The organism is Paenarthrobacter sp. NyZ202 (assembly GCF_049860755.1).
Lineage (GTDB): Bacteria > Actinomycetota > Actinomycetes > Actinomycetales > Micrococcaceae > Arthrobacter.
This window is the reverse complement of sequence record NZ_CP187556.1, coordinates 1,009,540-1,021,950: the sequence shown is the minus strand read 5'-3', so window position 1 is coordinate 1,021,950 and position 12,411 is coordinate 1,009,540. Positions and strand designations below refer to the sequence as shown.

Genomic DNA, 12,411 nt, shown 5'->3' with positions numbered 1-12,411 from the left:
TCTCCGCCGCGTGCACCCGTAACGACTTCGGACCGCGCCCTTTTCCGCCGCGTGCACCCCAGACGACTTCGGGCCGCGCCCTTTTCCGCCGCGTGCACCCCAGACGACTTCGGGCCGCGCCCTTTTCCGCCGCGTGCACCCCTAACACCGGACGCGTGAGGCGGAAATGGGTGCGGCGGCGCGGGACGGGGAGGTGAGGTGAGAGAGCATCCCCGGAAACCGGTGTTTAGGTGAGAGAGCATCCGCAGAAATCGGTGTTTAGGTGAGAGAGGGTCGGGTGGGGATGTAACGTTCGACTCATACCCAGCCCGCCTCCAGCTGATTAGCTTAGGCTTACCTATATGACTGCCCTTCCCGTCACATCGTCAGCCAACCGAAACACGCGTCCGCAGGTCAATCTGACCGTCCTGCGAACAGAACGGCTTTCACCCCACATGGTGCGGATCGTAGCGGGAGGCCCGGGCTTCAGCGATTACACGAACAACGCGTTCGTGGACCGTTACGTCAAGATCGTCTTTCCCCAGCCGGGCGTGGACTACCAACTTCCCCTGGACCTCTGGGAAATCCGCGACTCCATGCCGCGTGAACAGTGGCCGCACACCCGCACCTACACGATCCGCTGGGTTGATCCCGAGGCGCAGGAGTTGGCGATCGACTTCGTGGTTCACGGCGATGAAGGCCTTGCCGGACCCTGGGCTGCGGCTGCGAAGCCGGGCGACTCACTGATTTTCACCGGCCCGGGTGGTGCCTACAATCCGGCACCCGAGGCAGACTGGTACCTGTTCGCCGGCGACGACGCCGCCATCCCCGCCATCGCAGCGTCCATTGAGGCCCTGGCTCCGACGGCACGTGGCTACGCTTTCCTGGAAGTGGACAGCACGGATGACGTTCTCCCCATCCAGGCACCGGCAGGTGTGGAGGTGCACTGGCTGCAACGCAACGGGGTACAGGCCGGATCCAGCGACCTCCTCCTCAATGCCCTGCGGACGCTTGAGTGGCTGCCCGGACGGGTGGATGTGTTCGCACACGGCGAGCGTGGCTACATGAAGGGCCTGCGCGAGGTCCTCTTTGTGCAGCACGGCCTGGAACGCTCCCAGGTTTCCCTGTCCGGTTATTGGGCGCAGGGTCGCGTGGAGGAAGTGTTCCAGGCCGAGAAGAAGCTCGCCATCGGCAAGATCTAGCAGGATCTAGCGGCGCCGTACCCGTCGCCGCTCGTTGCTGGACAGGCCCTTGGTCAGGGGCCGGGCGAGGTTGTCGCCCAGGACAATGCCGGCGGCAACGCCCAGGACAATGGCCGTGGCATTCAGCATGCCGCCGGCACCCAGGAGGATATCCGACTCCTCGGTGGTCAGAAGGTACATCGAGCGGAAAATGGTCAGCCCGGGCAGCAGGATCAGCGCCGCCGGAACGGCGACCACCAATTGCGGGGCACCCAGCTTCAGGGCGACCACCCTGCCCAGCAGTCCAATGACGACAGCCGAGATGGCAGGCGCCAAACGGTCGCCGAGGCCGAGCTCGCCAGCCCCCCACAAGACGAAGAAGCCCACCAAGCCGACTGCCGCCGTCGGGAGTAAAAGCCGCATCTGCGTTTGTTCGGTGATACCGATCGCGGCAACCGCCACGGCGATCAGGATCGCCTGTCCCCACAATGGATATGCGGGCGGGAACGTGTTGGTGACATCCAGAACTTCGCTGCCCATCAGCGTTCCGGTCACGACAGCAACGGCGATGCCCGCCACGATCGCACCGAAGGTCAGCAACGTGGAGAGGAATCGTCCGGCCGCGGTGACCGGGAAGCCGTTGATGGCGTCCTGGACCGACGAGACGAGTCGTCCGGTTGGAAGCAACAGCAGGATGCCGCCGGCTACGACGATTGATGGGGCAATGTCAGCACCTGCCCACCTCAGCATCAAGGCAATGAACGTGACCAGGAACGAGCACGACATGGTGACGAAGAAGTCCGGGGTGCGCCAGCGTCCCAACTGCCGGGCCACCAGACTGATCAGAAGATTGGAGGCGAAAGCGAGGGCAGAGGCTCCCGGGCCGCCACCCAACACACCGACGAAGACGGCGGCGAAGACGCCGAAAGCCACCGTGACCATCCAGCGCGGGAACGGCTTGGCACTGCGGGTGATCTCGTTGAGGCGACGCACGGCTTCATCGCGCCCCACTCCCCCGGCCACGATGTCCGTGACCAGTTGGTGGACCTGCGCCAGGCCGGCGTAGTTGTTGGTCCAGGACCGCACCACCCGGATCAGGGTGATGGGCGTTTGGTCCTTTGGCGCATAGTTGATGGCCACCGACTGGTTGGTGATGTCCACCTCAACGTTCTTCAGCCCCAAGGCGGCCGTCACGGCGATCATGCTGGTTTCGACTTCGAGCGCTCCTGCGCCGTAGCGGAACATCGCCTCCGCCAGGTGCAGGGCGAAGTCGATCGTCTTGCGGGCAGAGGCATCGACTCCGGCAACCTGGATGGTGGGGTTGGCGTAGGGGCTGCCTGCCAGCCGGTCCACGATGTTCATGGGCGCGGTAGGCGGGCTGTCCCCCTGGACCAGCCGCATCAGCATGCGCTTGGCGTTGGCGTTCTGCCGAACCTGCGATGGGCGCAGCGGTTGGGTCTTGGGCAAGCCGTCCGTGTGAGGCCTGCCGCCGTTGCCCTCCGGGCGTTCAGTCACGCAGCATTCCTCCTTTGCATCAGTTCTTCCTGAGGAACTTTCCGATCACCGGCAATTGCTCCGGCTTCCGCAAGTTTCCCAGAACGGTCTGGGCAGCTCCTGCGAGCTTCCTGACCGTGCGGTACGCGGTGTATTTGACCGGGCTCACCGGCATAACAAAGTCGCCGATCAACTGGACGACTTCGCCGCCGAAGCCCTTCTTGAATTCGTATCCGCCGTGCCCGGTCTCGTCCTGCCCCTGGATACCGAACGTTCCGTAGAAGTTGTAGCGCGAATAGCCGTTGTTCAGGGCGTGCAACATCATGCCCCAGTAGAGGGACGTTGCACCGTTGAAGTAGATGTAGTCCTGCACGGTTCCACCGATGACGCACGTGAGTTCATCACCGGAGCACGCAAAGTGGATGGCGGCGACTGTTGCCACGCCAACGGAATCCGGGAAGCGCTCAATGTCCTTGAGGCTGCGTTCATAGCTGTCCACAAGGTCCTGGACAACCTTGACGCGATTGGCTTTCTTCTTGCTGCCGGTCTCTTCGACCTCGCGCTTCAGCTCGGTGAGGGTCTTGGACTCCGCTTCCAGACGCTCCGTGATGGAACGGCGGTACTCCGGAATGTTGATCTTGGCCATCATGAGCTTGGTGAACTCATCGGAGGTGTTGCGGAGCAGTTGCTCGTAGTACTCCCGTTCCCGGTACGTGAAGCCCTTCTCATCACCCGCGGTCTTCAGGGCATTGTAGAAATCGTCCAGCGTTTCCAGCGTGGCCTGCTCCAGGTAGACGCCGTTCTTCTCCGCTTTTCGGATGGCCTTCCGGGTGCGGTAGTTCATGCCCATGATGAGCTCTTCGGAGTCCGCGACACCGTCCAGGGTCTTGATGAACATCCAGTTGATGTTGGCGAAGTTCATGTCGAAGCCCTGGTGCTTGAACCCGAGACCTTCAAGTTCCTTAAGAAGCGGCCGGTTGTCTTCGACCTCCGGGTGCTCCGCGCCGTCCTCGTCGCGTGCGAGGTACTTGACGTTGGGCGAGATGCGCAGCTCCGCCGCTTTCCGGGAGGCTGCGTGCTTCTTCAGAAGCTCGACGACGGGCCTCACCGCTGCGGCGTCGCTGTAGTCCATCAGTGGTCCCTTGGCGCACTCAGCAACCTTGTAGCCGAGACGGTTAGCGGTGTAGACGAGCTTTCCGGCGGCAATGAGGCTGCCGCCGCGGGTGACGCCGAAGAGCTCCACTTCCTGACCGCGCGCTCTCTGGAAACGGGTGAGGTCCATGGATTGGATGAAGCTCGCTTGTGGGTGTCCCTTGGCGAAGGTCTCGAAATCAGCGTCACTGAGAATTACGAATTCCATGTCGGTTCCAGCCTCGATCGGAGTCAAAGAAAATACCTCATCTTGTTGGATGTGCACCCGTTGGTGGCCGGGGCGGGCCGTGCGTCGGGTTGCGGTCTAGTAGAACTGTCCACCGGTGCGCATGGTTTCGAGTCGGCGGAAGACTTTCTCCGCACCTTTGAGCCACAGTTTGTACCGGACAGGTCCCAGAACGAGGTCGTAGCAGCCCACGAAGTCCGTGACGGTCTTGGTGAAGCTGGTTTTAAAGGATCCCAGTCCGTACAACGGATGGGACTTGTCCTTGATGCTTGCAGAAGGGGGTGTGCCGCAGAAGTCGTACTCCACACAACCCAGTTCCTGCATGCGCTGGATGGCTGCCCACTGCGTCAGGTGGGAGTCACCGTACTGCTTGCGGTTCTGGGTTGAGCCGCCGTCCTTGTAGGTGGCTTTGGAACCGTAGTTGATCACGAAGGCACCCACGCTCGGCTGGCCGTCCTCGTAGACGAAGAAGAAGTGCCCTTGGCCGCGGCTGCTGAACTCTCCCCAGAATTTGGCGTAATAGTCGTAGCTGCGCAAGGGCATGGCGCCCTTGGCGTTCACGGTGTTCTGCATCAGGGCATAGAGCTTCTTGTAACTGGCTGTGCCGGCTTCCTCCTGTATTACCTCGCAGCCCTCGCGCTCTGCGCGGCGGACGGCGTTGCGGGCCCTCGACGAGATGCTCCGCAGCACCTCGTTGGCGGGCGCAGAGATGTCCAGAACAGCTGTGAAGTCGTTCGACTGGATGTTGGGGGCCTTAACCAGGCCGGACGCCTTCAGTTGCGCAGTCACTTCAGGTGACTCCACGACGTCGGGCTCTATCTTGAGGGCGAAGACGTTCAGCTTCTGTTCCCTGGCCAAGGTGGCGACGGCGTCCAGCATCGGCTTGATGTCCTCGACTGACTCGGCATCGGGGCCCTTGATCAGGTACCAGAGGCGTCCCAGGACAGGAAACTTCTTCTCCAGCAGCAGGTTGTAGCTGGAGTATCCGGCGGTCTCGATGACGAGCCGGCGGACCAGCCAGCCGTTCCCGTCCTTCACTGCAGCATAGGCGTCCGACTGCAGCATGTTGCCGCCGTTCGGGTTGGCAGTGACGTGCTTGTCCCAGTTATCGATTTCCTCGGCGGTGGCAAAGCGGGCAGTAAATTCTCGCAAGGTGGCCGTGTCCAATCTCAGGGTTCAGTGCAGGGTTCAAGCGGTGTTCAGGCATAGTGCGCATGCGGACATGCAGAATCAAGTCTATCGGGCATGGGTATATGACCCGATTCCCGGATAGCGGCGCTCCGGCGCACATCAGTGATGCTTCTTGGGAGAGCCCAGAGCCAGGCGATCATCCGGGTCAGAGCCGGATCTGTTCCATGCTCTCCAATTGGATGGCCTTGGGGGCTTTCCCCAATTCCCGCATCCCGCTGGCGAGCCGATCGGCGTTGGTCAGCCGGCTCAGGCTCAGCCCGGTCAGGTCTGCGATCTCACCGACAGGAACCTGGAAAGTCCTGAACGGACCAAGGGGTGGCGGTTCTCCCTCCAGGAGGCGCTGCGTCAGAGCCTTTTTCAACTCAACCTTGCCCAACAGTGGCGACTGGTCCAGCACGAAGCCGGCAGCGCCGAGCGTTCCATCGTTGGTCCAAGCTGCGATTTTCCAGAATCTTTTGGGGATCTTCACGCCCCTGTATTCGGAATCGTCGTCGGCAAAGACCGGCCCGGTGAACACGCTGAGCTTGGCGTCGTGCGCGTCGGCGTGGCCCAGCACATGGTCTTCCAGCCCTACCCAAAGTTCCTTGCCTTGGTTGAAGTCATCCACTTGGGGTGCTGCATTGGTGAATGCGAAAGTGTCCTGATTCGCTTTCTTGGCCGTAGCAGCATCGCCCCACACCGGATCGAGCCGCCGCACCAGATGTCCCCGATCGAAGGCGTTGTTCTTGTAGACGTCCGGGCCTGCCTGCTGCTCCCGGGGTATGCGCTCGTCAAAATGCCACGTGCCCTCCCGGGCCAAAGGATTCAGTTCCCTGCCGCTGATGTTGACTCCAACAATCGCCGCGAGCTTCCGGGCAGGCCGGAAGCGCACGGAGAAGTGCGTGTAGTCCAACAAAGTAGTCGTTGCCGACGGACTGGGCAGCTCCAGGCGTGCCCGCAAGAAATCCCGGTCATATCCCCCGCTCATGCATACAGCATGGCACTAGGCACCGACAGCGAACAGACTCAGCATTCGACGACGTTGACGGCGAGGCCGCCCATCGCGGTTTCCTTGTACTTGTGGGACATGTCCTTGCCGGTCTCGCGCATCGTGACGATGACCTCGTCCAGGGAGACCCGGTGCGTGCCATCACCCCACAACGCCATCTTGGCGGCGTTGATCGCCTTCGCCGCAGCAATCGCGTTCCGCTCAATACACGGAATCTGCACCAACCCGCCGATCGGATCACACGTCAAGCCCAGGTTATGTTCCATCGCGATCTCCGCCGCGTTCTCCACCTGAGCCGGGGAACCACCCATCACCTCAGCCAACCCCGCAGCAGCCATCGACGACGCCGACCCCACCTCACCCTGGCACCCCACCTCAGCACCGGAAATCGAAGCCTGCTCCTTGTACAACACCCCCACCGCACCGGCAGCAAGCAGGAACCGCACCACCACATCATCCCGGTCCGACTGGCTGGCCTGATCCATCCCCGGGGCGTAGTGCAACGCGTAATACAGCACCGCCGGGATAATCCCCGCCGCACCATTGGTCGGAGCCGTCACCACCCGCCCACCGGACGCGTTCTCCTCATTCACTGCCAGGGCGATCAGGTTCACCCACTCCTGCCAATACTTCGGATCGTTGCGGTCCTTGTCCTCCTTCAACAACCGCTCCAACCAATCAGGCGCACGACGCTTCACCCGCAAACCGCCCGGCAGCACACCCTCACGCTTCAGACTGGTCTCAACGCAGGCCTCCATCACAGACCAGATATGCAAGAGCCCTTCCCGGATCTCCTCCTCGGACCGGGACGCCCGCTCATTGATCAACATGATGTCGCTGATCCGCAAACCCTTCGAAGAACACCGGCCCAACAACTCCGCCGCCGTCCGGAACGGCAACGGCAACTCCTGCTTCGACTCCTCGAGTTCCTGCTGCGCCGCGTCTTCCTCGCCCTCACGGACAATGAACCCACCACCCACCGAGAAAAACGTCGCCTCCCTCAGCACGTTCCCCTCAGCATCAGAAACAGCAAACTTCATCCCGTTCGTATGCCGCGGCAACACCGTCAACGGATGCAACACCATATCCTCCACCGCATACGGCAACTGGACACCGTCACCGGAAGCACCGGCCAGATTCAAAACACCCGTCTCAGCGATCGCGGCAAGCCGCTCCTCCACTTCCTCGGGGAGGATCAGCTCAGGGTGGTAGCCCTCCAAACCCAGCAACGTTGCTGTCATGGTTCCGTGGCCACGCCCCGTCGCCGCCAACGAACCATACAAATCAACCCGCAACGAAGCCACCGAGCCCAGAACCCCCTCGTCCTTCAACTCGCCGGCGAACACCGCCCCGGCACGCATCGGCCCCACAGTATGCGAGCTCGACGGGCCAATGCCCACGGAGAACAGATCGAAAACACCAACAGCCATAGCCGGGATCCCTTTTATACAGCTTGAAAACGGTCCGGCAGATGGTCCTGCCGGATGGCCGCTACCGCTTGTGGCGGAAGACGACCGAAGTACGACGCCGGATGGCCCCCAAAGGCGGCAATCCGGCGTCGCAATTTTATTGAGTTACTACAAGTCCACGCTACGCCTGCCAGCGACGGTGGTGCCCTTCGGAACGGGCGGCTTAACCCAGGTCTCCGCCGTTCTTGGAGGCGTATTCCTCTGCCGACAGCAGCGGGCCGTCAGACTCGGCAGCGACCTTGAACAGCCATCCCTGGCCGTAGGGATCGTTGTTGATGAGTGCGGGGTCGGACACAACGGCGTCGTTGATCTCCGTGACCTCACCGGTGACGGGCGAGTACAGGTCTGAGACGGACTTGGTGGACTCAACCTCGCCACACGTCTCGCCTGCAGTCACGGTGGAACCGACCTCGGGCAGGTCGACGTACACGATGTCACCCAGCGCGTCGGTGGCAACCTCGGAGATGCCAACAGACACCGAGTTTCCCTCCCCACGCAGGACCCACTCGTGCTCGTCGGAGTACTGAAGTTCAGGCGCTACTTTGGGCATTCTGTTTCCTAACTGTGGTTGATCAAAAACTATGACAGGCTCGGGCCTGCCTAACTACTTTTGGCGCTTGTAGAACGGCAATGCGACGACTTCGAACGGCTCGGGCTTCCCGCGAAGGTCTACATCCACAGCAGTCCCGGGCTCGGCCAAAGCAACGTCCACATAAGCGAGGACCACAGGGTACCCGAGCGTCGGGCTCGGCTGTCCGGAGGTCACTTCGCCCACCACGGCGCCGTCCTTCACTACCGGGTAGTGCGAACGGCCGGCACGGCGGCCCAGGCCCTTGAGGCCAACAAGCTTGCGGCCGGAAGACACGCCCGCACCGTCAGCCTTCAAAGCAGCGAGTGCTTCCTTGCCAACAAAGTCGCCTTCCTTGGACAGCGCCACAACGGGCCCAAGTCCGGCAGCGAACGGATTACCTTCGCGGGAGAGCTCGTTGCCGTACAGGGGCATGCCGGCCTCGAGGCGCAGGGAGTCGCGCGATGCAAGGCCTGCCGGAACCAGTTCACCATCCTCCGCAACAGCCGAAATCGCCTGCCACAGCGCGGCGGCGGATTCGTTGGGGACGAAGATCTCGAAGCCGTCTTCGCCGGTGTAGCCGGTGCGTGCCAGCAGCAGGTCCTGTCCGGAGCCGGCCACCAGGAAAGTCACCTCGACTGCGGCGTAGTACTTCAGGTCCGTGACCAGCGAGTGCTGCTCGGCCGGAACCAGGCGCAGCAGGATCGCTTCCGCAAGCGGCCCCTGAACGGCGATCAACGACGTCGACGATGAAGCATCCTCGACCACGACATCAAAGCCCGCGGCGCGCTGCAGCAGTTCAGATGCGACCACAAAGGCATTGCCGGCGTTCGGCACCACCAGGAATTTATCGGCACCACGACGGTACACAATCAGGTCGTCGATGATCCCGCCGTCTTCCTGGCAGATCAGGGAGTACTTGGCTTTTCCGTCGGCCATGGCGGAGATCTTGCCCACCAAGGCGTAATCCAAAAACTCTGCTGCCTGCGGTCCGGTGACCCAAACTTCGCCCATGTGGGAGAGGTCGAACAGGCCGGCGGACTTCCGGACGGCGTGGTGTTCAGCGAGCTCGGAGGTGTACTTAAGCGGCATCTGCCACCCACCGAAGTCCGTGAAAGACGCGCCGAGCTTCTTGTGCTCTTCGTAGAGGGCTGTGTGCTTCTCAGTCATTGCCGTTCCCCTTAGTTCTCGAACGCTTCGATTGGCGGGCAGGAGCACACCAGGTTGCGGTCGCCCGCTGCACCGTCGATGCGTCCCACCGGCGGGAAATACTTGTCCTGCTTCAGGTGGTGGACCGGGAAAGCAGCCTGCTCACGCGGGTAGGCGCGGTCCCAATCGGAACTTACGACGGCGGCTGCCGTGTGGGGTGCGCGGCGAAGCGGGGAATCCTGCACGGAGAAGTCGCCGTGGGCCACCTGGTCGATTTCCTTGCGGATGGTGATCATGGCTTCGATGAAGCGGTCGATCTCCACGAGGTCCTCAGACTCCGTGGGCTCCACCATGAGGGTGCCGGCAACCGGGAAGGCCAGCGTGGGCGCGTGGAAGCCGAAATCGATGAGGCGCTTGGCCACGTCTTCCGCGGTGACGCCCGTCTTGGCCGTCAGTTCGCGCAGGTCCAGGATGCACTCGTGGGCCACCAGGCCGGCTTCGCCGGTGTAGAGGACCGGGAAGTAATCGTTGAGGCGTGCTGCGATGTAGTTCGCCGCCAGCAGTGCCGACTTCGTGGCTTCAGTGAGGCCCTGGCCCCCCATGAGCTTCACGTACGCCCAGGAAATCGGGAGCACACCGGCCGAGCCGAAGCGGGATGCCGAGATCGGGACATCGTTACCTTCGGTCCAGGAGGCAGCATCCCCCGGCATGAACGGCGCGAGGTGTGCCTTGGCAGCAACCGGGCCAACGCCGGGTCCGCCGCCGCCGTGCGGGATGCAGAAGGTCTTGTGCAGGTTCAGGTGGGACACGTCGCCGCCGAACTTGCCCGGCTGCGCCAAGCCAACCAACGCGTTCAGGTTGGCGCCGTCGATATACACCTGTCCGCCGGCTTCGTGGACTGCGTCGCACACTTCCCGGACGTCGGCGTCATACACACCGTGCGTGGACGGGTAGGTGATCATGATGGCCGAGAGAACGTCACGGTTGGCTTCGATCTTCGCAGCCAGGTCAGCGTGGTCGATGGTTCCATCGGGAGCCGTGGCCACGACCACGACCTTCATGCCGGCCAGCACAGCGGAGGCGGCGTTGGTGCCGTGGGCCGATGCGGGGATCAGGCAGACGTTGCGCTGCTGGTCTCCGCGGGAGTGGTGGTAGCCGCGGATCGCGAGCAAGCCTGCAAGCTCACCCTGGGAACCGGCGTTCGGCTGGATGGAGACCTGGTCGTAGCCCGTGATTTCGGTGAGCTGGGCTTCAAGGTCAGCGATCAGCTCACGCCAGCCGGCGGTCTGGGAGTCCGGGGCGAACGGGTGGATCGAGGCGAACTCGGGCCAGGAGATGGCTTCCATCTCAGCGGTGGCGTTCAGCTTCATGGTGCATGAACCCAACGGGATCATGGTCCGGTCCAGCGCGAGGTCGCGGTCGGAGAGCTTGCGGATGTAGCGCAGGAGCTGGGTCTCGGAGCGGTGCGTGTTGAACACCGGGTGCTGCAGGTAATCGCTGGAGCGCTCAACGGAAGCTTCGAGCGCGAAACCCTCCACGGACTCAAGTACCGGGGCGCCGAACACTTCAAGGACACCGCCGACGATGTCGGCTGTAGTGGTTTCGTCAACCGAGATACCCACAGTGTCCGCGTCGACGCCGCGCAGGTTGATGCCGCGGGCCTCTGCGGCAGCGACGAGCTCGGCGCTGCGGCCCGGTACGCGGACCGTGATGGTGTCGAAGAACGAACCGTGCAGGACCTCGACGCCGGCGGCCTTCAGGGAGGCTGCCAGGGTCCGGGCGTGGTTGTGCGCGGTCTCGGCGATTGCCTTCAAGCCCTCGGGACCGTGGTAGACCGCGTACATCGAAGCGACGATCGCGAGCAATGCCTGCGCGGTACAGATGTTGGACGTGGCCTTCTCGCGGCGGATGTGCTGCTCACGGGTCTGCAGCGCCAGGCGGTAGGCGGGGACACCGGCGTCGTCCTTGGAAACGCCCACCAGACGGCCCGGCATGGAACGCTCCAAGCCCTTCTGGACGGCCATGTAGGCGGCGTGCGGGCCGCCGAAGAACAGCGGCACGCCCAGTCGCTGGGCGGAACCCACGGCGATATCGGCGCCCTGCTCGCCGGGAGGAGTGATGAGGGTGAGCGAGAGAAGATCGGCTGCGACGGTGATCAACGCGCCCCGCTCTTTCGCCGCGGCGATCACGGCGGAGTGGTCGAAGACTCGGCCGGAAACGCCCGGCTGCTGGAGGACGACGCCGTTGATGGCACCTTCCGGGAGGCCGAGGGAAAGATCAGCGACCTCAACCTCGAAACCGAGGGCCTCGGCACGGCCCTTCACGATCGCGATGGTCTGCGGCAGGCAGTCGGCGTCCAGGACGGTCTTGCCATCCTGGGCAGCCTTGTTCTTGTTGGCCCTGCGCATCATGAGGACGGCTTCGGCCACGGCGGTGGCTTCATCCAACAAGGACGCGTTGGCGATCGGCAGGCCAACAAGGTCCTGGACCATGGTCTGGAAGTTCAGAAGTGCCTCAAGACGGCCCTGGGAGATCTCGGGCTGGTACGGGGTGTAAGCGGTGTACCAGGCAGGGGACTCGAGGATATTGCGGCGGATCACCGGCGGGGTAATGGTGTCGTAGTAGCCCTGGCCGATCATCTGTACGGCCGTCTTGTTCTTGGCGGCCAGCTTGCGGAGTTCAGCCAGGACCTCAACCTCGGAAAGGGCGTTCTGGAGGGTCAGCGCCACGTCCTGACGGATGTCGTTGGGAACCGCGGTGTCAACGAGCGAATCGACGGAGTCGTATCCGACAGACTTCAGCATGGTTTCAACGTCGGCTTGGCGGCGGGCACCGATATGCCGGTCAACGAAGGTGGTGGAGGCAGAACTAACCGTCACGAAGGAACTCCAATACTTGGGCGGCGCGTGGGTACGCCGCAGCTACTCGGGTTCCTCCCCGCTCTGTATTGGACCTGAGAGTTTCCGCGCGTTGTCTGCACAACGATCGCTTGCACCGTCGGTGAGCACGGTAAG

9 protein-coding genes are annotated in these 12,411 nt (G+C 62.8%); 1 reads left to right on the top strand and 8 read right to left on the bottom strand.

Features of this window, described 5'->3' with window-relative positions; translation table 11 throughout:
* The first annotated feature begins 341 nt into the window (after nt 1-341).
* Nucleotides 342-1,181: a siderophore-interacting protein gene (locus ACPFL9_RS04920; RefSeq protein WP_426006154.1), complete on the top strand. Its 840-nt coding sequence runs from the start codon at nt 342-344 to the stop codon at nt 1,179-1,181.
* A gap of 6 nt (nt 1,182-1,187) precedes the next feature.
* Here the strand turns inward: ACPFL9_RS04920 and ACPFL9_RS04915 are convergent, their stop codons facing one another.
* The 8 genes from ACPFL9_RS04915 to gcvP all read right to left on the bottom strand — a co-directional run bounded on the left by ACPFL9_RS04915 (nt 1,188) and on the right by gcvP (nt 12,276).
* On the bottom strand, nt 1,188-2,675 hold the full coding sequence (locus tag ACPFL9_RS04915) for a threonine/serine ThrE exporter family protein (protein WP_426006153.1): 1,488 nt from the start codon (nt 2,673-2,675) through the stop codon (nt 1,188-1,190).
* A 19-nt stretch (nt 2,676-2,694) separates the two neighbouring features.
* Complete coding sequence (locus ACPFL9_RS04910) at nt 2,695-4,014, bottom strand: peptidoglycan bridge formation glycyltransferase FemA/FemB family protein (RefSeq protein ID WP_426006152.1); 1,320 nt, start codon at nt 4,012-4,014, stop codon at nt 2,695-2,697.
* Between the two features lie 96 nt (nt 4,015-4,110).
* Nucleotides 4,111-5,199: a lipid II:glycine glycyltransferase FemX gene (locus tag ACPFL9_RS04905; protein ID WP_426006151.1), complete on the bottom strand. Its 1,089-nt coding sequence runs from the start codon at nt 5,197-5,199 to the stop codon at nt 4,111-4,113.
* Between the two features lie 169 nt (nt 5,200-5,368).
* Nucleotides 5,369-6,190 (bottom strand): DNA/RNA non-specific endonuclease, encoded by an 822-nt coding sequence (locus tag ACPFL9_RS04900; RefSeq protein WP_426006150.1) that lies wholly within the window; start codon nt 6,188-6,190, stop codon nt 5,369-5,371.
* Nucleotides 6,191-6,228: 38 nt separating this feature from the next.
* The gene (locus tag ACPFL9_RS04895) at nt 6,229-7,641 is read right to left on the bottom strand and encodes an L-serine ammonia-lyase (protein WP_426006149.1); all 1,413 of its coding nucleotides are present in this window, start codon (nt 7,639-7,641) and stop codon (nt 6,229-6,231) included.
* A gap of 202 nt (nt 7,642-7,843) precedes the next feature.
* Nucleotides 7,844-8,230: a glycine cleavage system protein GcvH gene (gene gcvH, locus ACPFL9_RS04890; protein ID WP_426006148.1), complete on the bottom strand. Its 387-nt coding sequence runs from the start codon at nt 8,228-8,230 to the stop codon at nt 7,844-7,846.
* A gap of 54 nt (nt 8,231-8,284) precedes the next feature.
* Complete coding sequence (gene gcvT, locus ACPFL9_RS04885) at nt 8,285-9,418, bottom strand: glycine cleavage system aminomethyltransferase GcvT (RefSeq protein WP_426006147.1); 1,134 nt, start codon at nt 9,416-9,418, stop codon at nt 8,285-8,287.
* Nucleotides 9,419-9,429: 11 nt separating this feature from the next.
* Complete coding sequence (gene gcvP, locus ACPFL9_RS04880) at nt 9,430-12,276, bottom strand: aminomethyl-transferring glycine dehydrogenase (RefSeq protein WP_426006146.1); 2,847 nt, start codon at nt 12,274-12,276, stop codon at nt 9,430-9,432.
* Nucleotides 12,277-12,411: the final 135 nt, after the last annotated feature.

What these genes read in the sequence shown, in the direction of transcription:
- ACPFL9_RS04895 (WP_426006149.1), bottom strand. Translation starts at nt 7,641, where the DNA reads ATGGCTGTTGGTGTTTTCGATCTGTTCTCCGTGGGCATTGGCCCGTCG.
- gcvT (WP_426006147.1), bottom strand. Translation starts at nt 9,418, where the DNA reads ATGACTGAGAAGCACACAGCCCTCTACGAAGAGCACAAGAAGCTCGGC.
- ACPFL9_RS04900 (WP_426006150.1), bottom strand. Translation starts at nt 6,190, where the DNA reads ATGAGCGGGGGATATGACCGGGATTTCTTGCGGGCACGCCTGGAGCTG.
- ACPFL9_RS04920 (WP_426006154.1), top strand. Translation starts at nt 342, where the DNA reads ATGACTGCCCTTCCCGTCACATCGTCAGCCAACCGAAACACGCGTCCG.
- ACPFL9_RS04910 (WP_426006152.1), bottom strand. Translation starts at nt 4,014, where the DNA reads ATGGAATTCGTAATTCTCAGTGACGCTGATTTCGAGACCTTCGCCAAG.
- gcvH (WP_426006148.1), bottom strand. Translation starts at nt 8,230, where the DNA reads ATGCCCAAAGTAGCGCCTGAACTTCAGTACTCCGACGAGCACGAGTGG.